Below are 20,027 nucleotides of genomic sequence, written 5' to 3'. Positions count from 1 at the left end.
CCTCCTGCTTCCTGCCGCCCCGCCGCTACTTGAGCACCACCGGCAGTTCATCCACGCCGTAGACGATGGAGAGCTTCCGGAAGGAGAGCGTCTCCGCCGGGGCCGCCAGCCGCATCTGAGGGAACCGCCGTACGAGCGCGGGGTAGGCCGCCCGCAGTTCCATCCGGGCCAACTCGGCGCCTATGCACCGGTGAATGCCGTATCCGAAGGCCAGATGCGAGGAGGTCTGCCGGTGCGGATCGACCCGCTCCATGTCCGGGCCCAGCTTCTCGTCGCGGTTGGCCCCGCTGAGTGAGCACAGCACCAGATCGCCTGCGGAGATCTCCGTGCCCGCGATCTCCATGTCCTCGCGGGCGAAACGCGGGAAGGCCACCTGTACGACCGTGAGATAGCGCAGCAGCTCCTCGACGAACCGGTCGACCACATCGTCCTCGTCGCGTATCGCCGCGAATTGCTCGGGGGCCTGGAGCAGTACGAGCGTGCCGAGCGCCAGCATGCTCGCGGTCGTCTCCAGACCGCCGGTCAACACCCCGTCGGCGAGACCCGCCAGCTCCTGGTCGTCGAGTTCGTCGCCGTGCTCCTTCACCAGCATGCCGAGCAGCCCGTCGCCCGGCGATCGCCGCTGTTTCTCGACGATGCCGTGCAGATACGAAAGGGAGTCCGACATCGCGCCGAAGGAGGCGTTCGCCCCGCTGAACAGGTCGAATCGCGCCGTGCTGTGCCGCTGGAAGTCATCGCGGTCCTCGTACGGCACGCCGAGCAGCTCGCAGATGACCAGGGCCGGAATGGGGAGCGCGAACGCCTGCACCAGATCGACCGGACCGTCGGCGGCGGCCATCTCGTCGAGGCGCTCTTCCACGATGGCGTGGATACGCGGGGTGAGCCTGCTGAGCCGGCGCATGGTGAATTCCGGCGTCAGCAGGCGTCGCAGTCTCGTATGCGCCGGTGGATCGCTGAAGCCGAGGCCGCCCGGATTCTGCTGCGGGGCGACGCCGATGTTCCGGTCCGCCAGGTTGGTGAAATCGGAGCTGAACCCCTTCGCCTTTCCGAGCACCGCCTTCGTCTCGTCATATCCGGTGACAAGCCAGGCGTTTATCCCGAAAGGCAGCCAAATCTTGCTGATGGGTTCCTTTGCCCTGGTTCGGGACAGATCGGCGACGGGGTCGAGTCCCTCGCGCCTCAGCGGGGCCAGTGTGGCGTCGGGGAGAAACGACATCTTGGACAGGTCGAAGCCGTTCCTCTGGATCCTCGAAAAATACTTGCGGCCCAGCCAGGCGGCGATGTTTGAGCGGAGATTCGACATGGGCGCAATACTGCCCTGCCCCGGCTGGGCGGCCGTCCCCCGGTGCCGGACGTGGCCCGGTGTGATACACCACAACGCGCCGGCGTGCGCCCGCGCCTCCGCCGGCCCGGCCCGCCCGGCCCTGCCCGCCCGCGCGATGGCCCGTGTCGAAGGCCGAGGTGGCGCCGTCCGGGGAATCAGAGGAAAGTGGAGATATCGGGCATGAAGCACGAGCGATGACGGCTGCGCGCGGGACGATGGCCGTGGTCCCAGGGATACGAGTGAGGTGAGCGGCCTTGCGGGAGAGGTTCCGCGCTGTCCAGGGCGCCCCGTGCTGGGTGAGTCTCATGGCAGCCGATCTGGACCGCGCGCACGCCTTCTACGGAGATCTCTTCGGCTGGAGCTTCCGGCCCACCCGGCAGGGCCACGGCCGCTACACCATCGCGTACACCGAGGACGGCGTACCGACCGTCGGTATCGGCGGGTCGGCCCCGTCGGCGGAGGCGACGCTCCCGGTCACCTGGACCACGTACTTCGCGGCGGACAGCGCGGACGAGGTGGCCTGGCGCACCCAGGAGCGCGGTGGCACGGTCGCCGTCGGACCGCTGGAGTTCGGCAACGGGCGGGTGGCGTGGGCGGCCGATCCGGCCGGCGCCGTCTTCGGCATCTGGGAGGGCGATCTCGCCTCCGCGTGGTGGGGCGAACGCAGACCGGGCGCCCCCGTATGGCTGGAATTGCGCACCCGCGACGCGTTCGACGCGGCGCTCTTCTACGGCCAGGTCTTCGGCTGGGACTCCCAGCCACGGGAGCGGTGCGATGTCCGCTTCGAACATGACCGAGTGGTGCTGCATATCGACGGAAAGGCGGTGGCGGGGCTGCGCGGCGGGGCCCTTGAGGCCGCCCCCGATCCGAATGTCCGACCCCGCTGGCACGTCTACTTCCGGGTCGAGGACGCCGACTTTGTCGCCGACCGCGCGGTGGAACTGGGCGGCACCGTCATTTCCCCGCCAGCCGACACCCCCTATGGACGTATCGCGGCGCTGCGTGATCCGGAGGGCGGACTCTTCAGCGTGGCGGCGCTCCCGCGCGCCTGATCCGGTCTCGTGTCGGCCCGCTCCCGGCCCGACCGACGACCCGTCCGCGGTCGTCAGTCAGGAGAGCACGCGGTGGCGGAAATTCCGTAGCCCGAGGCTGAGGAAGAGGACACAGAAAGCGATCAACACGGGATAAACGACATACAGCGGCAGATGGGACGCCTCGGTGAGACCCGCCCGCATTCCCTCGGTGATATAGATCAGCGGATTGACCAGCACCAGGAGCTGCAGCCAGTGGAAGCCGCCGAGATGGACGAGGGACAGCTTCGTCCACTGGTAGTACGTACCGCCGAGAAACACCAGCGGCAGCACGATGAAGCCGAACATGACCCCGATGTTCTGTGGTTCGAACGAGGTGCCGAGCAGCAGCCCGAGCGAGGTCATGGCGATACAGGCCAGCGGAATCAGGGTGACCACGATCCACCAGTGCACGGAGAGACGCGCGTGCACCCCCGGGGCATGGACGACGGCCGCTATCGGAAAGACGAGCACCGCCGAGATCAGGCCCTGGGCCGCCCCCGAAAGCACCCGGGCGACCGCCACCAGCCAGATCGGACAAGGCGCCTGCACCCGGTCCTCGATCTCCCGCGTGAAGCCGAACTCCTGTGACATCTGAATGGCGACCGACTGGATCCCCTGGAACATGACGGCGATAGACACCACGCCCGGCACCAGCACGGTCGCGAAGGCCGATTCACCGGCGGTGCCCGTACCGGCCCCGATGCCCTGCCCGATGGTCGGAAAGACGTAGAGGAAAACGAAGACGAGGAGGAAGGGCTGCATCAGGGTCCGGCCCACGAATTCGCCGAAATTCTTCATCAGAACGGTCAGATCCCGCCGGATCAGCGCGGCCAGCGCGGAGCGGCTCGAAGCCGCGGCGGTCCGGCTCGGACGTACGGCGATGGGGCCCGCGGTCATCCGTCCCTCAACTCCTTTCCGGTCAGTGAGATGAACACCGTCTCCAGCGTGGACGCGGTGATTGACAGATCGATCAGTCCGAAGCCGCCGGACTCGGCGAGGGTGACGATGCGCGGCAGCAGCCGGTCAGCGCCCTTGACCTGGAGCTCCACGCCGCCGGGCACCGGCCGGACCCGCACCACACCGTCGATCGCTCGGGCCAGCCGGTCGCCGAGCGCATCCGCGTCGCCGTGCGCCAGCACGGTGACGACGGTGTCGGCGTCCACGCTCTGCTTGAGGGCGGCGGGGGTGCCGAGGGCGAGGATCCGGCCGTGGTCGATGATGGCGACCCGGTCGCAGAGCTGATCCGCCTCGTCCATGTTGTGCGTGGTGAGCAGGATGGTCTGGCCCTCGGCGATCAGCTGCTCCAGGATTTCCCACAGCGCCAGCCGGCTCTGTGGATCGAGCCCGGCGCTCGGCTCGTCGAGGAAGAGCACGGCCGGGCGGTGGAAGATCGCCCGCGCCACCATCAGCCGCTGGGCCATGCCGCCGGACAGCGCGTACACCGTGGACGAGGCCCATTTGGACAGCCGGAACTGCTCAAGCAACCGGTCGGCTGTCTGCCGTGACCGCTTGCCGGACATTCCGAACAGCAGCCCGTGGAAGTAGAGGTTCTCCCAGACCGTGAGCGAGCGGTCCAGGGTGTTCTGCTGGGTCACGACCGCGATGATCTGCTTGGCCAGGGTGGGATGGGCGATGACGTCGATGTCCCCGATCCACGCGGATCCGGCCGTGGGGACGACGCGGGTGGTGAGCATCCCGACCGTCGTGGTCTTGCCCGCCCCGTTGGGCCCCAGCAGCCCGAAGATCTCCCCCTGGTACACCTCCAGATCCAGCCGGTCCACGGCGGCGAAGTCCGCATGCGGGTAGACCTTGGTCAGCCCGGCGGTGCGGATGGCCGTCGCAGTCGTCACCATGGCGCCCCCCACGGGGATGCGGAGGAAAGAAAACGGATTCTTCGGTGATACCCGAAGTACCCGGACATGCACGGCTCACGCGACCGCATACGGACGAGGGCGTACGGAACGGTCGCGCACGGTGACGGTCCTGGCGCGACTGCCCTCGACGGCGGCGAATGCTGCCGCCTAGGATCGGAGATACGGCATCGCGTGTCGGTCACCGGCTGGGTGAGGCATGGAGGTGCCCGTGAGATTGCCTTACGGAGGCATTCCACAGTGTCGGTCGAGTTGAATCACACGATCATCCATGCCCGGGACAACCGGGAATCCGCCGAATTCCTGGCGAACATCCTGGGTCTTGAGGTAGGCGCCGAATGGGGCCCGTTCATCCCGGTGCAGACCAGTAACGGCGTCACCCTGGACTTCGCCAGCATTCCCGGCGAGTCGATCACCACGCAGCATTACGCGTTCCTCATCTCCGACGAGGAGTTCGACGCGGCATTCGAGCGGATCCAGCAGCAGGGGATCACCTATTACGCGGATCCGCACCGGAAGCAGCCCGGCGAGATCAACCACCACTACGGTGGGCGCGGTCTGTACTTCAAGGACCCGGCCGGTCATGGCATGGAGATCATCACCCGCCCGTACGGGAACGAGGAGTAGCGCATCGGCAGGCCGGGGCGGCGCGCCCCGGCCTGCCGGCCTCAGACGTGGGCGTCAGCCCTGGTCAGCCGGGGCCGCGGAGGGCCGCTCCTGCCGCTCGTGCCACTCCCGTACGACCTCGTCGATGTCGAACGGCGCGAGACCCAGCGGCGGGCCGGGCGGCGGGCGCCGGATCGCCTCGCGGATCTTGTCGTTGACGTCCGAGAGAATCCCGCGCACCGCGCGCTCCGACGGCGCCTCGGCCGCGGCGGCGAGAGCGTCCTCCGCCTCCTTGCGCAGCACAAGCGTCGGCGGCAGAAACGACAAATTCTCGCGCCTCATCTTCTTCTTGACCCACCACTGTTCGTCATAGGGCCTGTCGAGATGGGGGAGGGGTTTGCCGAATCCGGGCAGATCGGCGAAGTCGCCGCGTTCTTCCGCCTCGCGGATCTGCCGGTCGGCCCATGTCTCAAAGCTGATGCCCGGAGGCTTTCGCTCGGTCACGGTCCGATTGTCCCTCGTACGCCGCGGAACGCGCCAGCGACCTTTTAGCGAACGCGCCACGATCAGCGCGGTCCGGGGCCGCCCCTGGACTCGGTATCCGGCCGGGTCTCGGTATCCGCCCGGGAATCGATCACATCGCCGGGGCACGTGCCGGGGAACCGATTTTGATCGCCGAGATCGACCGGGCCAACATGACCAAGCTGGGCCCCGGCGGCCACCCCACCCTGCGTGCCGACGGCAAGGTGCTCAAGGGCGACTACTGCCAGGCCCCGGACGTCCCGTCCGTCCTGCACCGCCAGGGCTGGTCCCGCGAGGACGACCAGACCCCGTCCGGGCGGGCGTCGCCCCGCCGCCGTATATGCATATGGCCATCCCGGGGAAAGGGCGGCTCGGCAGGCAGGACGCGGTCGAACCGATACCGGGTCTTCTCCGCGACGCGGCACGACGCGGGATTGTCCACCTGATGGAGCAGCTCCAAACGCTCCAGTCCCTCGGCGGCGAAGGCATCGAAGGCCCAGACGGTGACTGCCTCAAGGGCACGCGGGGCCACCCCGCGGCCCCGGGCATGGGCTGCCGTCCAGTAGCCCACCTCGGCGGAACCACTCCCTGGATCCGGCCTCTTGACGCCCACACCGGCCACCAACCGGCCTTCCCCGCCCCCGGCCTGCTCCTCATGCACCGCGAAGCTCAGCCGCTCCCCGGTCTCCCACCCCTGTCGCTGAATGTCCAGCCACCGCACCCCGTGCTCGGCGCTCTCCACCAGAAGCCTCGTCCGTTGCCGGAGCACCGGGTCCCGATACACCTCGACCAATGGCTCCAGGTCGTCGTCGGTCCAGGGGCGCAGAAGGAGCGCGGAAGCGGACGGTGTCGCCTCCACCCGTAGTGCGACGGTCATCACGGCCCTCCCCGTACAGCTCGGTCGGCTGCCCGTCTCCTAGGACACCACGCCCCACTGACAACGGAGTTGACAGCCGAACACCCGCACGCCACCATCCGCCGATGGAGATCACCGACCTGACACCAGCGGAACGGCGGGTCTGGGAGGCGTTCCCGCTGGGCGAAGGCGTCTACTTCCGCGAGAGCGATGACGAAGACCCCGGGTCGGGAGCGTCCTGGGGCCCGGAGCGGACCGTACGCGCCGAGGTGCTGCGGACGCTGCTGCTCGACGGTCCGGCGCGGGACGGTGAGATAGCGGGCCTGAAGCTGATCGGCGCCCGCATCACCGGGCGGCTGGACCTCAAGTACGGGATCACCGAGCACCCCATTCGGCTCCGGTCCTGCCACTTCACCCACGCCCCGAACATGTACGGGGCACGGCTGCGCGCCCTGGTGCTGAGCGACTCGGTACTGCCCGAGCTCCTGGCCGGAGCCCTCCGCGTCGACGGCGTGCTACGGATGAGCCGCTGCCGTATCGCCGGCCCCGTACGGCTCGCGGGCGCCCAGATAGCCGGAGCGATCTTCCTCGACGGCGCGCGCCTCGGCCCCCACCCCGGCGAAGCCGGGGGATCGGCCCTCCAGCTCAACCACGCGGTCATCGGCAACGACATCTGGGCCGCCGGCCTCGTCTCACACGGTCAGATCCGGCTGAACGCCGCCACCGTCGACGGTGAGGTGAACCTTGACGACGCCCAACTCCACACCCCCGGCGGCACCGCCCTGCAAGCCGAAACCCTGTCGGTCGGCACCGACCTGCGCGCCATGCGGCTGCGCGCCCACGGGCGCGTCAACCTGAGCGGCGCCAGAATCCCGCGCCAGCTCAATCTCGCTTACGCCCGCCTCTCCACCCCACAAGACCAGGCCCTGCGCGCCAGCAGCTGTGTCATCGGCGAGCTGTGGCTGCGCGAAGCCGCCCCGATCGAGGGCACCGTGAATCTGCGTCGCTCCCAGATCGATCTGCTGCACATTGACCCGGAGACATGGCCCGACAGCGTCCGGCTCGACGGCCTCAGCTACCGCCGCCTCGGCCCCCACCTGCCCGCCGAACAACGACTGCCGCTGCTGGAACGCGAGGAGGGAGGCTATCTCCCGTACGCCTACGAGCAACTGACCACCGCCTACCGCACCGCCGGCGACGAGGCCGCCGCCCGCACCGTCCAACTGGCCAAACTCCGCCGCCACCGCCGCACCCTCCCCCGCTACGCCAGACTCTGGGGCCACCTCCAGGACGCCACCGTCGGCTACGGCTTCCGCCCCATGCGCGCCGCCGCCTGGCTCCTGACCCTCCTCCTCACCGGCGCCCTCGCCTTCACCCTCCACCACCCGCGCCCCCTGAAACCCGACGAAGCCCCCGACTTCAACCCCGTCTTCTACACCGTGGACCTGCTTCTGCCGATCATCGACTTCGGCCAGGAGCCGTCCTACTCCCCCCAGGGCTGGTACCAGTGGCTCTCCTACACCCTGATCGTCACCGGCTGGATCCTGGCCACCACAATCGCCGCAGGCGTCACCCGCTCCCTGAACCGCCAGTAGCCGCGTCGCTTGCCGCCGGGAACTACGCGCGCAAATTCCGGGGACCAAGCGCAGGTTGTGGGGAGTGCACAGATGGACAGCTGTAACACGGTGAGCCAGCCGGTATGCGCAGCGATCAACTCGCGCATCGATGGGGTCAGATGGATGCGGACATTGTCCCGGGCCAGCACGACCGGCCCGCCGAGCGGGATGCGGGCGCTCGATGCTCGGCTCGAGATGTGCCCCACGTCACCCAAGGCAGCGCTCGACGATCTCTTGCACGAGCGCCTGAGAGTGCGTCGGTAGGCACCGTCTGGGAGCGGAATTCCAAGATCTTCTGCTGGATTTCTCCCAAGAGGGCTCAGGAACGAGTCAGGGGCCTGACCCGCTATGCGGATCAGGCCCCTGACCTGGTGTTTCTTCAGTCGGGGTGGCGGGATTTGAACCCACGACCTCTTCGTCCCGAACGAAGCGCGCTGCCAAGCTGCGCTACACCCCGAAGCAACGAGCTCTACTTTAGCGGACCTGTGGCCAGACACGAAATCCGGTTTTCGAGCTATCGCAGGTGGGGGCGGTGGGGGCCGGGGTGGGCCCGGTCAGGTGTCTTCGGGGGTCAGGGTCAGGAGGGTGGCTTCCGGGGGGCAGGCGAAGCGGATGGGGGTGTAGCGGTTGGTGCCGCAGCCTGCGGAGACGTGGAGGTAGGAGGTGTGGCCGCCGGCCTGGTGGTGGGAGAGGCCCTTGACGCGGCGGGTGTCGAGGTCGCAGTTGGTGACCAGGGCGCCGTAGAAGGGGATGCACAGCTGGCCGCCGTGGGTGTGGCCGGCGAGGATCAGGGGGTAGCGGTCGGCGGTGAAGGCGTCGAGCACGCGTAGGTACGGGGCGTGGACCACGGCGAGGGAGAGGTCGGCGCCCTGCTCGGGGCCGCCGGCCACCTCGGCGTAGCGGTCGCGCTTGATGTGGGGGTCGTCGAGGCCGGTGAGGGCGATCTCGATGTCGTTCAGCTTGAGTCGGCCCCGGGTGTTCGACAGCCCGACCCAGCCGGCGGCGTCGAAGGCGTCGCGCAGCTCGTGCCAGGGGTTGTGGATCGCGCCGACGGCCGGGGCGTTGCCGTTCAGACCGTGTCGTCCGCTCGCCTTCTCCATCAGATAGCGGGCGGGATTGCGCAGCTTCGGTCCGTAGTAGTCGTTAGAGCCGAAGACATACGCGCCGGGGAACTCCATCAGGGGGCCGAGCGCGTCCAGGACCTCCGGTACGCCTTCCGGGTCCGAGAGGTTGTCGCCCGTGTTCACGACGAAATCGGGGCGCAGCCCGGCCAGGGACTGGAGCCAACGCTGCTTCTTGCGCTGTCCGCTCACCATGTGGATGTCCGAGACCTGCAGGACGCGCAGGGGCCGCATCCCGCGCGGGAGCACGGGGACGCTGATCCGCCGGAGTCTGAAGGACCGGACTTCGAAGCCGACGGCGTAGGCGAGACCGGCTGCGCCGACCGCCGTGATTCCCAGAGGTACTCCGTATCGCGCGCGCATGGTCACCATGGTCGCAGAACGCCGCCGGGGGTGAAATCTTCGGGTGATTCCCGGCCAGTGCTGGCAGACTCGACGCCATGACCACCACGCTCAAGTCCAAGCTGCATGATGACCTCACCGCAGCGATCAAGGCGCGCGACGAGCTGCGCTCCTCCACTCTCCGGCTGACCCTCACCGCGATCCAGAGGGAAGAGGTCGCGGGCGAGAGCGCTCGTGAGCTGTCCGATGCCGAGGTGGAGAAGATCATCGCGCGCGAGGCGAAGAAGCGCCGCGAGGCGGCCGACGCCTTCGCCAAGGGCGGGCGGGCCGAGCAGGCCGAGCGGGAGCGGGCGGAGGGCGAGGTGCTCGCCGGGTATCTGCCGAAGCCGCTGACGGACGACGAGCTGAACGCGCTGGTGGCCGAGGCGGTACGGGAGGCCGCGGCCGGCGGCGCCGAGGGGCCGCGGGCCATGGGTGCCGTGATGAAGATCGTGAATCCGAAGATCGCCGGCCGGGCTGAGGGCGGCCGGGTCGCGGCCGCCGTGAAGCGGCAGCTCGCGGGCGGGTAGGGACTACGGGTGGTAGGAACCCGCTGACGGTAGGTGTCTGCGGGCGGTAGGTGCCTGCGGGTGGACGGCCGGTTTGCCGGTGTGCGGGAAGGCTGTCGGTTCGCGGGTCGGTGCCCGTCGCCCGTGGGCAGGCGCCGGTCGCCCATGGTTGGTGCCGGTCGCCAGTCGGTCGGTGCCTTGCGCCCATGGCCGACGCCCGTCGTCCGTGGGTCGGTGCCTTCCAGCCTGGGGCCGACGCCCCTCGCCCGTGGGTCGGTGCCGTCGTCGGTAGGGGCTCGGCCGTCGGCCATGGCGCGTATATAGAAGGGGGCCGGACATCTCTGTCCGGCCCCCTTCCACAGCCCCCAGCCCGCCAGCGGTCAGCACTGAGCGCTCAGCCACCGCTACTGCGGCAACCGCCAGCCGCCGTTCCCGTTTCCGTTCCCGCCGCCGTTTCCGTTGCCGCCGCCGATCAGGTCCGGGGGGAGGGAGATGTCCGGCCAGGGCTTCTCCTGGCCGCCGTTGTCTCCGCCGCCGTTGCCGTTACCGGGCCTGCCGCCGCCCGGCTTTTTGCCGGGGTCGGGCTTGTGCTGGCTCGGGTCCTTGATCGGCACGGTGATGAAGTTCGGCGCGGGCTTGCCCTCCAGCGCGCCGCTCATCGCGTCCTTCCAGATGGGGCCGGGGGTGTCCGCGCCGTAGACCTTGTCGTGAGGGACACCGCCGATGGTGATGTTCTCCATCTTGACGCCCTTGGCCCCGGGGCCGCCGACCCATACCGCGCCCGCCAGGTTGGGGGTGTAGCCGACGAACCAGGCGGCCTTCCGCTCGTCCGTCGTACCCGTCTTGCCCGCGCTCGGCCGGTTCCGGAGGCCGGCCTGCTTGCCGGTGCCGTCCTCGACCACACCGCGCAGCAGCGTGTTGATGGTGTCCGCGGTCTTCTCCGACATGGCACGCGAGCATGTCGACTTCGGGACCTGCAGCGCCTTGCCGCCCGGGCCGGTGATCGACTCGATGAAGACGGGGGAGCAGTGGACGCCGCGGTTGGCGAAGGTCGCGTACGCGTTGGCCATGGTCAGAGGGGAGAAGCCCTCGCTGCCGAGGGTGAGGGAGGGCACCTGGTTGTGCTCCTTGCCGTCGGCGCGCTTCACGCCCATCTTGTCGGCCATCTGCGTCACCGGGCAGACCCCGATGTCGCTGATCAGCTGGACGAAGTAGGTGTTGACCGACTTCGCGGTCGCCTCCTTCATGCCGTACGGGCCGACCTCCTTCTCGTTCTCGTTCGAGACGGTCGCGCCTTCGCTGTTGCTCCAGGAGCCCTTGCAGGTGGTGACGGGGCTCGGATACTCCATCTTGTACGGCGAGGAGTAGCGCTGGTACGGCTTCTTGCCCTGTTCGATGGCGGCAGCGGCGGTGATCGGCTTGAAGGTCGAGCCGACCTGGAAGCCGTAGTTCGAGCCGCCCATGGACTTGTCCGCGGAGAGGTTTATCTCGGTTTCGTCCTTGTCGAAGCCGTACGGCTTGGACTGGCCCATCCCCAGCACCTTGCCGGTGCCCGGCTCGACGAGCGAGACGGCGGTGGCGACCGAGTCGGACTGGTAGACATGCGCCTTGATCGACTTCTGGACCGACTTCTGGGCCTGAGGGTCGAGGGTCGTACGGATCGTCAGACCGCCCTGGGTCCAGCGCTTGGCGCGGGCCTCGGGCGTCCTGCCGAAGACCGGATCGTTGAGAAAGACCTCGCGGACGTAGTCACAGAAGAAGCCGGCGCCCTGGAGGGCTGTGATACAGCCGCTTCTGGGCATGCTGACCTTGAGGCCGAGCGGCTTCTTCTTGGCGGCGGCGGCCTGCGCCGGGGTGATGTCCTTCACCTCGGCCATGCGCTGCAGCACGGTGTCGCGGCGGGCCTTGGCCGTCTCCGGGTTCGCGACCGGGTCGTAGCGGCTCGGCGACTGGACGAGGCCGGCCAGCAGCGCGGCCTGCTCCAGCTTCAGATCCTTGGCGGGTTCGCTGAAATAACGCTGGGAGGCGGCCTCGATGCCGTACGCCTGCTGCCCGAAGAACGTGATGTTCAGATAGTTCTCCAGGATCCGCTTCTTGCCCAGTTCCTTCTCGACCTTGATCGCGTACTTCAGTTCCTTGATCTTGCGGCCGATGGACTGCTGGGTGGCCTCGGCGACCTTCTGCTCGTCGTCGCCCGCCTCCTCGACGAAGACGTTCTTCACATACTGCTGGGTGAGTGTGGAGGCACCCTGTGAGACGCCGCCGTTCTGGGCGTTCTTGTTGAGGGCGCGCAGCACGCCCTTGAGGTCGATCGCCCCGTGCTCGTAGAAGCGCGCGTCCTCGATCGCGACGATCGCCTTGCCCATGTACGGGGAGATGTCCTTCAGCTTCACAATGGTGCGGTCGCGGGAGTAGACCTTCGCGATCTCGCCGCCCTTGGCGTCCTGGATGGTGGTCCGCTGGCTGAGCGGCGGTGTCTTGAGATTGGCCGGAATGTCGTCAAATTCCTCGACCGTTCCCTTGGCCGCGAGGCCGAGCGCGCCGACGGCGGGAAGCGCGAGTCCGGCCATGACAGCACCGGCCAGCGCGCTGGCGCCGAGGAACTTGGCGGCCTGTTGAGCGGTGGACAGCCCCCCGCCCGAGCGCGTGTTACCCATAGGGGGCAGCCTACGTGTCGAATCGCCGGACAGGGGACCACGTGTTCGCCTAAGCTGTTTCACGCCAGTCACAGGTGTGTGGCTGTGCCACACCCCCCACTCTCACTCAAGTGAGTGATGAGACCTGTCCGGATTGCGGTCCCCTGTCATGAGCTGCCCGTTGTTCGGCGGGTGAACTGCCCGGGTTTGCACTAGTAATCGCAAATGTCGCCAGCTCACTCCGTTGGGTGATCTGCCGCGTACCCATAGTCCGTTCGGGCCATCCAAGATTGGGCCCGCAGGGGGTGTTGCGCCCTGCCTGCCTTCCGTAACGTCCTCAACTGGCGACGGTGAATATGCCGTTTGTCGCCGTGGGGGAGCTCCGATTCGGGAGAGGACGGCGCCAGCATGGGCTGGGTAACCGACTGGAGTGCGCAGGCCGCCTGCCGCACTACTGATCCAGATGAACTGTTCGTCCAGGGCGCGGCACAGAACAGGGCCAAAGCGGTCTGCACCGGATGCCCGGTGCGCACCGAGTGCCTTGCGGACGCCTTGGACAACCGCGTCGAGTTCGGCGTGTGGGGAGGGATGACCGAGCGCGAGCGGCGGGCACTGCTGCGCCGCCGGCCGACGGTGACCTCCTGGCGCAGGCTCCTGGAGACCGCGCGCACCGAGTACGAGCGCAGCGCGGGCATCCTGCCCTTCGACGACGAGGAGTACGAGCGCTTCGCCGCCGTCGGATAGGCCGAACGGGGGGTGTCGGTCGGCGGTCGGTGAATGGTCGGTTGGGGTCGGTCAGAGATCGACTTCGGCCGGTGATCGGCTGGCGACTGCGTCTCGCCTCCGTGTCATCTCACCCACCTCTCGTCACGGGCACAACGTGCACGAGTGGGGGTGCGCATTACGGGCGCGCCTTGTCAGGGCGGGCACGGGTACGCGCATGCCCCGTCCAGTACGGGCACGGCCGCGGTCATCGACGCGGTCAGCCGTGGGACGGGCGGCGCGGCGTCGACGGGTGTCGGCGGGCCGGGGGTTGGCCCGCCGTGGGGAACTCGCCGGGGCGCCCGCCGCCATGGGCGCGCGATGCCGTGGGCGCCCGCCGCCATGGGCGCGCGATGCCGTGGGCGCCCGCCGCCATGGGCGCCCGCCGCCATGGGCGCCCGCCGCCATGGGCACACCGGGTCAGCCTGCCATGCCCTCAGCCCAGCCTTCAGCCTGTGACCCCGGCCTTCAGCCTGCGACGCGGCAGGCCCGTCACGGCCAAGTCGCCATGGGCCAAGTCGCCATGGACCAGGCCGCTATGGGCCGAGCCCGCCATGGGCCGCAGGCTCAGCCCGCTGCGCGCTTGGTCCGCTCCGCCGGGTCCGCGAGGCGCTCGCCGATCGCCCGCAGCCCTGTCAGGTCGTGTACGTCTCCAGGGAGTGCGGCCACTTGGGCCACCGGAACCTCGGGGTGCAGCGCCGTGAAGCGGTCGTGCGTGCGCCGCTCGCGTCCGAGCACCTGCATACGCTCCGCGTGCAGCCGAAGCAGTCCCGCGGCGAGCCGCTCCGCCGACGTGTCCGCCGACGTGGGGGAGACGTCGGGGTCCGCTGCCGAGGGGTTCCGCGCTTGAGCATTCCCTGAGTGGGGATCGACAATGCCGCCGACGGCAAGATTTTCTGCGCCGTCGCCGTTCTTGGCCGGATCACTCCCCTGGGCGAGGTCCGCCGGGTCGTCCAACAGGGACAGGGTCTCCGCGGCCGCCAGCGCCCGTTCCGCGGACAGCTGTTCGGCCCCGCTGCCGTGCACCCGGTTCAGCACCAGCCCGGCCAGCGGCATCCGGTCCGCGGCCAGCCGCTCGACGAAGTACGCGGCCTCCCGCAGGGCGTCCCGCTCCGGGGCTGCCACGACCAGGAACGCCGTACCAGGAGCCTGGAGCAGCCGGTAGGTGGCCTCCGCGCGGGTACGGAAGCCGCCGAACATCGTGTCCATCGCAGCGGCAAACGTCTGCACATCGCGCATCAGCTGTCCGCCGAGCACCTTGCTGACCGTGCCCGTCATCATCGACACGCCCACGTTCAGGAACTTCATCCCGGCCCTGCCGCCGACCTTCGCCGGGGCCATCAGCACCCGGATGAACTTCCCGTCCAGAAACGAGCCGAGACGTTTCGGCGCGTCCAGGAAGTCCAGCGCCGACCGGCTCGGCGGGGTGTCGACGATGATCAGGTCCCATTCCTCGCGGGCCCGCAGCTGGCCGAGCTTCTCCATGGCCATGTACTCCTGCGTGCCCGCGAAACCGGCCGAAAGTGATTGGTAGAAGGGGTTCGCCAGGATCGCGCGGGCGCGCTCGGGGTCGGCGTGTGCCTCGACGAACTCGTCGAAGGTCCGCTTCATGTCCAGCATCATGGCGTGCAGTTCGCCGCCGTTCTCGCCGCCGACGCCCTCCACCCGCCGCGGTACGTTGTCGAGCGCGTCGATGCCCATCGACTGGGCGAGCCGGCGGGCCGGGTCGATGGTGAGGACGACGACCTTACGGCCGCGTTCGGCGGCCCGTACGCCCAAGGCGGCGGCCGTGGTGGTCTTGCCGACGCCGCCGGAGCCGCAGCACACCACGATGCGGGTCTGCGGGGCGTCCAGCAGCGCGTCGGTGTCCAGCCGGGGTGCCACGTCCATGCTCATGCCGCCTCCTGCGTACGGCTCGAACCGCTGCTCGTACCGCTCGTACCGCTCGTGCTGCCAGTAGTGCCCGTAGCGCCGGTGCCCGTGGCGCCGGTGCCCGTAGCGCCGGTGGCCGTAGCGCCACGGCCCGGCGCGCCGACGCGCGTCGTGTCAGCGTCCAGCGCGTCGGCGTCCGTTGTGCCCGGCATCGTGCCCGTGGCGTCCGTACTACGGTCCGCGCCGGCGCCGCTCACGACGGCCACTGCTTGCGCAGATCCGCCGCCAGCCGATAGAGCCCGGCCAGGTCGATGCCGTCGGTGAGCAGTTCCAGCTCGTGCAGCGGCAGCCCCAGCCCGTCCAGCTCGGCTCGCTGTGCCCGCTCCAGCGCGACGCGCTCCGCGTGCTCGCGCGCCTGTGCCAGCAGCGGGTCGACCAGCCGCTCGGCGAGGCCACCGCGGCGCGCGCCGCCCAGCCCCGCCTGCGAGAGCGCCTTGGCGACGGCCGCGCGCTGTCCGTTCGCGGCGGTCTCGACGGCCTCGTGGTCGAGGATCGCAGGCCGCACCATGTTGATGATGACCGCGCCCGTCGGAAGGCCGTCCGCGCTCAGGTCCGCGATGCCGTCCGCGGTCTCCTGGACCGGCATCTCCTCCAGGAGCGTCACCATATGGACCGCCGTCTGGGGGGACTTCAGGACGCGCATCACGGCCTGGGCCTGATTGTGTATCGGGCCGGTCCGGGCCAGCCCCGCCACCTCATGGTTGACGTTCAGAAAGCGGGTGATCCGGCCCGTCGGCGGGGCGTCCATGATCACGGAGTCGTAGACGAAGCGGCCGTCCTTGCCCTTACGGCGCACCGCCTCGCACGCCTTGCCGGTCAGCAGTACATCCCGCAGCCCCGGGGCGATGGTGGTCGCGAAGTCGATCGCGCCGAGCTTCTTCAGGGCGCGTCCGGCCGAGCCCAGCTTGTAGAACATATGGAGGTAGTCGAGGAGCGCGAACTCCGGATCGATCGCCAGAGCGTGCACCTCCCCGCCGCCCGGCGCGGTGGCGATCTTCCGCTCTTCGTAGGGCAGCGCCTCCGTTTCGAAGAGCTGCGCGATGCCCTGGCGTCCTTCGACCTCGATCAGCAGGGTTCGCCTGCCATCGGCCGCGAGGGCCAGCGCGAGTGCGGCGGCGACCGTGGTCTTGCCGGTTCCGCCCTTGCCACTGACGACATGAAGCCTGCTCACACTGGGGAGCCTAACCAGTAGCCCCGCCGGCTACGCACCAGGGCCCGACGGAGAGGCATTACAGTCGGCCCCATGACCAAGTGGGAATATGCGACCGTACCGCTGCTCGTGCACGCCACGAAGCAGATTCTGGACACCTGGGGCGAGGACGGCTGGGAGCTCGTCCAGGTCGTCCCCGGGCCGAACAACCCGGAGCAGCTGGTGGCCTACCTGAAGCGGGAAAAGCAGTGAGCGGGGTCGAGGAGAAGCTCGCCGGCCTCGGTCTGAAGCTCCCCGAGGTCGCGGCGCCCCTCGCCTCCTATGTGCCCGCGGTCCGCACGGGTTCGTACGTCTACACCTCGGGTCAGCTGCCGCTGGTCGAGGGCACGCTGGGCGTGATCGGCAAGGTCGGCGCGGAGGTGACCCCGGAGGAGGCCAAGGAGCTGGCGCGGATCTGCGCGCTGAACGCCCTGGCCGCCGTGAAGTCGGTCGTCGGCGATCTCGACAAGATCGCGCGGGTCGTGAAGGTCGTGGGCTTCGTCGCCTCGGCGCCGGACTTCACCGGCCAGCCGGGTGTGGTCAATGGCGCGAGCGAGCTGGTGGGCGAGGTACTGGGCGACGCGGGCGTGCACGCGCGCAGCGCGGTGGGCGTGGCGGTGCTGCCGCTGGACGCGCCGGTCGAGGTGGAGATCCAGGTCGAGATCGCGAACCAGTGAACGGAACCGTGTGCGGACCGGTGATCGGACCCGTACACGGACGGGCGCGCGGACCGGGCGGACCGGTGAGTGAGCCGATGACTGAACCGGTGCACTGGACGGCGCACGCACCGGCGCCCGCGCCGGGGGCGGCTCCACGCCGACGGATGCCCCTCGAACATCAGCCCGCAAACGCATAGCATCCGGCCATGTCCACTACGAATGGCCAGTGGTACCCGCCCGAGTGGCCGGAGCGGATCCGGCTGCTGTCGGCCGGCAAGCTCAAGCCGGTGACGCCACGCCGGGCCGCCACCGTGCTGCTGCTGCGGGACGGACCGGACGAGCGGGGCGGGGACGGGGAGTACGCGCCGGAGAGGCCCGACGAGGCGGCAAGCGCCGCCGGGGCCTTGGGAGGGGCTGAGACGGCCGCGGAGGCCGTACGGGACGGGGCGGACGGGCCCGCCGTCTACATGCTGCGCAGACGCGCCTCCATGGCCTTCGCCGGAGGCGCGTACGCCTATCCGGGCGGTTCCGTGGATCCGCGCGACGAACGGATGGTCGCCTGGGCCGGGCCCTCGCGCGCCCAGTGGGCGCAGCGGCTGGGCCTCGACCCGGGCGACGCGACACAGGCGCAGGCCATCGTGTGCGCGGCGGTCCGCGAGACCTTCGAGGAGGCGGGGGTGCTGCTCGCGGGCCCCACGCCGCATACGGTTGTCGCGGACACGACGGGCGACGACTGGGAGGCGGACCGCGCGGCGCTCGTCGCCCGGGACCTGTCCTTCGCCGAGTTCCTCGACCGCCGCGGGCTCGTCCTCCGCTCGGATCTGCTCGGCTGCTGGGCCCGCTGGATCACCCCGGAGTTCGAACCGCGCCGCTACGACACCTGGTTCTTCGTGGCTGCGCTGCCGCGGGGGCAGCGCACCCGCAATGCCTCCACGGAGGCGGACCGGACCGTCTGGATCCGGCCGGGCGCGGCGGCCGACGGCTACGACCGGGGCGAGCTGCTGATGATGCCGCCCACCATCGCGACCCTGCGCGAGCTGCGGCCGCACGGCACGGTCGCCGACGCGCTGGCCGCTGCCGCGGACCGGGATCTGACGCCGGTCCTGGCACAGGCGCGGCTGGAGAACGGGGAGCTCGTGCTGAGCTGGCCGGGCCATGACGAGTTCACCAAGCACATCCCGGGCGCTACGGGGGGAACCTCCGCATGACGTACGCAGCCGCTCTGCCCGGCCGGCCGCGCGCGGGCGCCGTCGGTGGCCCGGCCACCGACCGGGCCGTATGCGTCCTGGCGCCGAACCCCTCGCCCATGACGCTGGACGGCACCAACACCTGGATCGTCGCCGAGCCGGACTCCGATCTCGCCGTCGTCATCGACCCCGGGCCGCTCGACGACGCCCACCTCAAGGACGTCATCGCCACGGCCGAGAGGGCGGGCAAGCGCGTCGCGCTGACGCTGCTCACCCATGGCCACCCGGACCACGCGGAGGGCGCGGCGCGCTTCGCCGAGCTGACGCGTACGCGCGTACAGGCTCTGGACCCGGCGCTGCGGCTGGGGGACGAGGGGCTGGAGCTGGGAGACGTGATAACCACCGGCGGCCTGGAGCTGCGGGTGGTCCCCACGCCGGGCCATACGGCCGACTCGCTGTCTTTCCACCTTCCGGCCGACGCCGCGATCCTCACCGGCGACACGGTGCTCGGCCGCGGTACTACGGTCGTCGCGCACCCGGACGGACGCCTCGGCGACTATCTGGACTCGCTGCGCCGGCTGCGGTCGATGACGGTGGACGACGGCGTCTCGACGGTGCTCCCGGGCCATGGGCCCGTCCTGAACGACGCCCGGGGCGCGGTGGAGTACTACCTGGCGCATCGCGCCAACCGCCTCGCGCAGGTGGAGACGGCGGTCGAGGACGGCCACCGCACACCCTCGGAGGTCGTGGCCCAGGTCTACGCGGACGTGGACCGGTCCCTGTGGCCGGCCGCGGAGTTGTCGGTCCGCGCCCAGCTGGACTATCTGGATGAGCACGATCTGATCTGAGGCCGGTGGGGTGGGCCTGCCGAGCCGAGTGGCCGCCGCACGGCGAAGGGCCCTTGCCGGAGCTTCCGGCGAGGGCCCTTCTGCGCGTTCCGCGGGGTAAACGCCCCCTGCGTCAGCGAGAGCGCTTGGCGAGCCGCTCGACGTCCAGCAGGATCACGGCGCGCGCCTCCAGGCGCAGCCAGCCGCGGCCCGCGAAGTCGGCGAGGGCCTTGTTGACGGTCTCGCGGGAGGCGCCGACCAGCTGGGCCAGCTCCTCCTGGGTCAGGTCGTGGACGACATGGATGCCCTCTTCCGACTGCACGCCGAAGCGGCGCGACAGGTCCAGCAGGGCCCTGGCGACCCGGCCGGGAACGTCGGAGAAGACGAGGTCCGACATCTGGTCGTTGGTCTTGCGCAGACGCCGGGCCACGGCGCGCAGCAGCGCGGAGGCGACCTCGGGGCGTGCGTTGAGCCACGGCTGGAGGTCGCCGTGGCCGAGGCCGAGCAGCTTGACCTCGGTGAGGGCGGTGGCGGTCGCGGTGCGCGGGCCGGGGTCGAACAGTGACAGCTCCCCGATCAGCTCGCCGGGGCCGAGCACGGCCAGCATGTTCTCGCGGCCGTCGGGAGAGGTGCGGTGGAGCTTCACCTTGCCCTCGGTGACCACGTACAGCCGGTCGCCGGGGTCCCCTTCGTGGAAGAGCGCATCACCCCGCGCGAGGGTGACCTCTCCCATGGAGGCGCGCAGCTCAGCGGCCTGCTCGTCATCGAGCGCCGCGAAGAGCGGGGCGCGCCGCAGAACGTCGTCCACGAGTCTCTCCTTGTCGACATGCACAGGGGACCGTCGTCCCCATGATGCCGGACGGTAAAACAGTGCGATCAATCACAAGTTTGACGCACTGGCTTCTCGGACCGTGCGGCAGGGTCCGATTAGCGGCCTCTTCGCGGTGGCCGGGGCG

General features: G+C 69.7%; 20 protein-coding genes and 1 tRNA gene. 9 read left to right on the top strand and 12 right to left on the bottom strand.

Annotated features, from left to right (window positions below; genetic code table 11):
• Positions 1–25: 25 nt before the first annotated feature.
• Complete coding sequence (locus tag ABZS71_RS20340; protein ID WP_356211969.1) at positions 26–1,303, bottom strand: cytochrome P450; 1,278 nt, start codon at positions 1,301–1,303, stop codon at positions 26–28.
• Positions 1,304–1,629: 326 nt separating this feature from the next.
• On the opposite strand from ABZS71_RS20340, the gene ABZS71_RS20335 reads away from it, so the two are divergent.
• The gene (locus tag ABZS71_RS20335; RefSeq protein ID WP_355841486.1) at positions 1,630–2,376 is read left to right on the top strand and encodes a VOC family protein; all 747 of its coding nucleotides are present in this window, start codon (positions 1,630–1,632) and stop codon (positions 2,374–2,376) included.
• A gap of 57 nt (positions 2,377–2,433) precedes the next feature.
• On the opposite strand, the gene ABZS71_RS20330 is transcribed toward ABZS71_RS20335, so the two are convergent.
• Entirely contained in the window at positions 2,434–3,294 is an 861-nt protein-coding gene (locus ABZS71_RS20330) for an ABC transporter permease (RefSeq protein ID WP_356211966.1), read from the bottom strand.
• Positions 3,291–4,250, bottom strand: a complete 960-nt coding sequence (locus ABZS71_RS20325; RefSeq protein ID WP_356211963.1) for an ATP-binding cassette domain-containing protein — start codon at positions 4,248–4,250, stop codon at positions 3,291–3,293. The genes ABZS71_RS20330 and ABZS71_RS20325 overlap by 4 nt, the downstream gene beginning before the upstream one ends.
• 258 nt (positions 4,251–4,508) lie before the next feature.
• On the opposite strand from ABZS71_RS20325, the gene ABZS71_RS20320 reads away from it, so the two are divergent.
• Positions 4,509–4,895, top strand: a complete 387-nt coding sequence (locus ABZS71_RS20320; protein WP_356211960.1) for a VOC family protein — start codon at positions 4,509–4,511, stop codon at positions 4,893–4,895.
• 54 nt (positions 4,896–4,949) lie between these two features.
• On the opposite strand, the gene ABZS71_RS20315 is transcribed toward ABZS71_RS20320, so the two are convergent.
• Together ABZS71_RS20315 and ABZS71_RS20310 are read right to left on the bottom strand one after the other, a co-directional pair.
• Positions 4,950–5,378: a DUF1992 domain-containing protein gene (locus ABZS71_RS20315; RefSeq protein ID WP_356211957.1), complete on the bottom strand. Its 429-nt coding sequence runs from the start codon at positions 5,376–5,378 to the stop codon at positions 4,950–4,952.
• A gap of 256 nt (positions 5,379–5,634) precedes the next feature.
• Positions 5,635–6,273: a GNAT family N-acetyltransferase gene (locus tag ABZS71_RS20310; RefSeq protein WP_356211954.1), complete on the bottom strand. Its 639-nt coding sequence runs from the start codon at positions 6,271–6,273 to the stop codon at positions 5,635–5,637.
• A gap of 104 nt (positions 6,274–6,377) precedes the next feature.
• On the opposite strand from ABZS71_RS20310, the gene ABZS71_RS20305 reads away from it, so the two are divergent.
• Positions 6,378–7,847 carry a membrane-associated oxidoreductase gene (locus ABZS71_RS20305; RefSeq protein WP_356211951.1) on the top strand — a complete coding sequence of 490 codons (1,470 nt, stop codon included), beginning with the start codon at positions 6,378–6,380 and terminating at the stop codon, positions 7,845–7,847.
• Positions 7,848–8,251: 404 nt separating this feature from the next.
• On the opposite strand, the gene ABZS71_RS20300 is transcribed toward ABZS71_RS20305, so the two are convergent.
• A tRNA-Pro gene (locus ABZS71_RS20300) sits at positions 8,252–8,325 on the bottom strand.
• A gap of 97 nt (positions 8,326–8,422) precedes the next feature.
• Positions 8,423–9,352: a metallophosphoesterase gene (locus ABZS71_RS20295; protein WP_355841507.1), complete on the bottom strand. Its 930-nt coding sequence runs from the start codon at positions 9,350–9,352 to the stop codon at positions 8,423–8,425.
• 77 nt (positions 9,353–9,429) lie between these two features.
• Here ABZS71_RS20295 and ABZS71_RS20290 point away from each other — a divergent pair, with 77 nt between their 5' ends.
• Positions 9,430–9,900 carry a GatB/YqeY domain-containing protein gene (locus ABZS71_RS20290; protein WP_355841510.1) on the top strand — a complete coding sequence of 157 codons (471 nt, stop codon included), beginning with the start codon at positions 9,430–9,432 and terminating at the stop codon, positions 9,898–9,900.
• A 383-nt stretch (positions 9,901–10,283) separates the two neighbouring features.
• On the opposite strand, the gene ABZS71_RS20285 is transcribed toward ABZS71_RS20290, so the two are convergent.
• On the bottom strand, positions 10,284–12,536 hold the full coding sequence (locus tag ABZS71_RS20285; RefSeq protein WP_356211948.1) for a transglycosylase domain-containing protein: 2,253 nt from the start codon (positions 12,534–12,536) through the stop codon (positions 10,284–10,286).
• 387 nt (positions 12,537–12,923) lie between these two features.
• Here ABZS71_RS20285 and ABZS71_RS20280 point away from each other — a divergent pair, with 387 nt between their 5' ends.
• Complete coding sequence (locus tag ABZS71_RS20280; RefSeq protein WP_030829787.1) at positions 12,924–13,259, top strand: WhiB family transcriptional regulator; 336 nt, start codon at positions 12,924–12,926, stop codon at positions 13,257–13,259.
• A 585-nt stretch (positions 13,260–13,844) separates the two neighbouring features.
• On the opposite strand, the gene ABZS71_RS20275 is transcribed toward ABZS71_RS20280, so the two are convergent.
• Genes ABZS71_RS20275 through ABZS71_RS20265 form a run of 3 tightly spaced genes read right to left on the bottom strand, consistent with a single transcriptional unit; the run spans position 13,845 to position 16,380 of the window.
• Positions 13,845–15,173 carry an ArsA family ATPase gene (locus ABZS71_RS20275; RefSeq protein ID WP_356211946.1) on the bottom strand — a complete coding sequence of 443 codons (1,329 nt, stop codon included), beginning with the start codon at positions 15,171–15,173 and terminating at the stop codon, positions 13,845–13,847.
• Positions 15,170–15,406 carry a hypothetical protein gene (locus ABZS71_RS20270; protein ID WP_356211944.1) on the bottom strand — a complete coding sequence of 79 codons (237 nt, stop codon included), beginning with the start codon at positions 15,404–15,406 and terminating at the stop codon, positions 15,170–15,172. Before ABZS71_RS20270 ends, ABZS71_RS20275 begins: the two co-directional genes overlap by 4 nt.
• Positions 15,403–16,380, bottom strand: a complete 978-nt coding sequence (locus tag ABZS71_RS20265) for an ArsA-related P-loop ATPase (RefSeq protein ID WP_356211941.1) — start codon at positions 16,378–16,380, stop codon at positions 15,403–15,405. The genes ABZS71_RS20270 and ABZS71_RS20265 overlap by 4 nt, the downstream gene beginning before the upstream one ends.
• 72 nt (positions 16,381–16,452) lie before the next feature.
• Here ABZS71_RS20265 and ABZS71_RS20260 point away from each other — a divergent pair, with 72 nt between their 5' ends.
• From ABZS71_RS20260 to ABZS71_RS20245, 4 genes are all read left to right on the top strand, one after another.
• The gene (locus ABZS71_RS20260; RefSeq protein WP_003991873.1) at positions 16,453–16,611 is read left to right on the top strand and encodes a DUF4177 domain-containing protein; all 159 of its coding nucleotides are present in this window, start codon (positions 16,453–16,455) and stop codon (positions 16,609–16,611) included.
• The gene (locus ABZS71_RS20255; protein WP_356211938.1) at positions 16,608–17,075 is read left to right on the top strand and encodes a RidA family protein; all 468 of its coding nucleotides are present in this window, start codon (positions 16,608–16,610) and stop codon (positions 17,073–17,075) included. The genes ABZS71_RS20260 and ABZS71_RS20255 overlap by 4 nt, the downstream gene beginning before the upstream one ends.
• 188 nt (positions 17,076–17,263) lie before the next feature.
• The gene (locus ABZS71_RS20250) at positions 17,264–18,265 is read left to right on the top strand and encodes an NUDIX hydrolase (protein ID WP_356211935.1); all 1,002 of its coding nucleotides are present in this window, start codon (positions 17,264–17,266) and stop codon (positions 18,263–18,265) included.
• A complete protein-coding gene (locus ABZS71_RS20245; protein ID WP_356211932.1) occupies positions 18,262–19,092 on the top strand; it encodes an MBL fold metallo-hydrolase in 831 nt (276 codons plus the stop codon). The genes ABZS71_RS20250 and ABZS71_RS20245 overlap by 4 nt, the downstream gene beginning before the upstream one ends.
• Positions 19,093–19,204: 112 nt before the next feature.
• Here ABZS71_RS20245 and ABZS71_RS20240 read toward each other — a convergent pair whose 3' ends face one another.
• Positions 19,205–19,879, bottom strand: coding sequence for a Crp/Fnr family transcriptional regulator (locus ABZS71_RS20240; protein WP_014061749.1), 675 nt, complete (start codon positions 19,877–19,879; stop codon positions 19,205–19,207).
• Positions 19,880–20,027: the final 148 nt, after the last annotated feature.

The sequence above is a fragment of the Streptomyces sp. NPDC005393 genome (assembly GCF_040606675.1).
In the GTDB taxonomy this organism is placed as follows: domain Bacteria; phylum Actinomycetota; class Actinomycetes; order Streptomycetales; family Streptomycetaceae; genus Streptomyces.
The sequence above is the reverse complement of the archived record's forward strand: the minus strand, read 5'-3'. Positions and strand labels throughout refer to the sequence as shown.

Coding starts and splice junctions, on each gene's coding strand:
- ABZS71_RS20275 (WP_356211946.1), bottom strand. CDS start 15,173: ATGAGCATGGACGTGGCACCCCGGCTGGACACCGACGCGCTGCTGGAC.
- ABZS71_RS20295 (WP_355841507.1), bottom strand. CDS start 9,352: ATGCGCGCGCGATACGGAGTACCTCTGGGAATCACGGCGGTCGGCGCA.
- ABZS71_RS20285 (WP_356211948.1), bottom strand. CDS start 12,536: ATGGGTAACACGCGCTCGGGCGGGGGGCTGTCCACCGCTCAACAGGCC.
- ABZS71_RS20245 (WP_356211932.1), top strand. CDS start 18,262: ATGACGTACGCAGCCGCTCTGCCCGGCCGGCCGCGCGCGGGCGCCGTC.
- ABZS71_RS20305 (WP_356211951.1), top strand. CDS start 6,378: ATGGAGATCACCGACCTGACACCAGCGGAACGGCGGGTCTGGGAGGCG.
- ABZS71_RS20250 (WP_356211935.1), top strand. CDS start 17,264: ATGTCCACTACGAATGGCCAGTGGTACCCGCCCGAGTGGCCGGAGCGG.
- ABZS71_RS20340 (WP_356211969.1), bottom strand. CDS start 1,303: ATGTCGAATCTCCGCTCAAACATCGCCGCCTGGCTGGGCCGCAAGTAT.
- ABZS71_RS20310 (WP_356211954.1), bottom strand. CDS start 6,273: ATGACCGTCGCACTACGGGTGGAGGCGACACCGTCCGCTTCCGCGCTC.
- ABZS71_RS20335 (WP_355841486.1), top strand. CDS start 1,630: ATGGCAGCCGATCTGGACCGCGCGCACGCCTTCTACGGAGATCTCTTC.
- ABZS71_RS20260 (WP_003991873.1), top strand. CDS start 16,453: ATGACCAAGTGGGAATATGCGACCGTACCGCTGCTCGTGCACGCCACG.
- ABZS71_RS20280 (WP_030829787.1), top strand. CDS start 12,924: ATGGGCTGGGTAACCGACTGGAGTGCGCAGGCCGCCTGCCGCACTACT.
- ABZS71_RS20290 (WP_355841510.1), top strand. CDS start 9,430: ATGACCACCACGCTCAAGTCCAAGCTGCATGATGACCTCACCGCAGCG.
- ABZS71_RS20325 (WP_356211963.1), bottom strand. CDS start 4,250: ATGGTGACGACTGCGACGGCCATCCGCACCGCCGGGCTGACCAAGGTC.
- ABZS71_RS20330 (WP_356211966.1), bottom strand. CDS start 3,294: ATGACCGCGGGCCCCATCGCCGTACGTCCGAGCCGGACCGCCGCGGCT.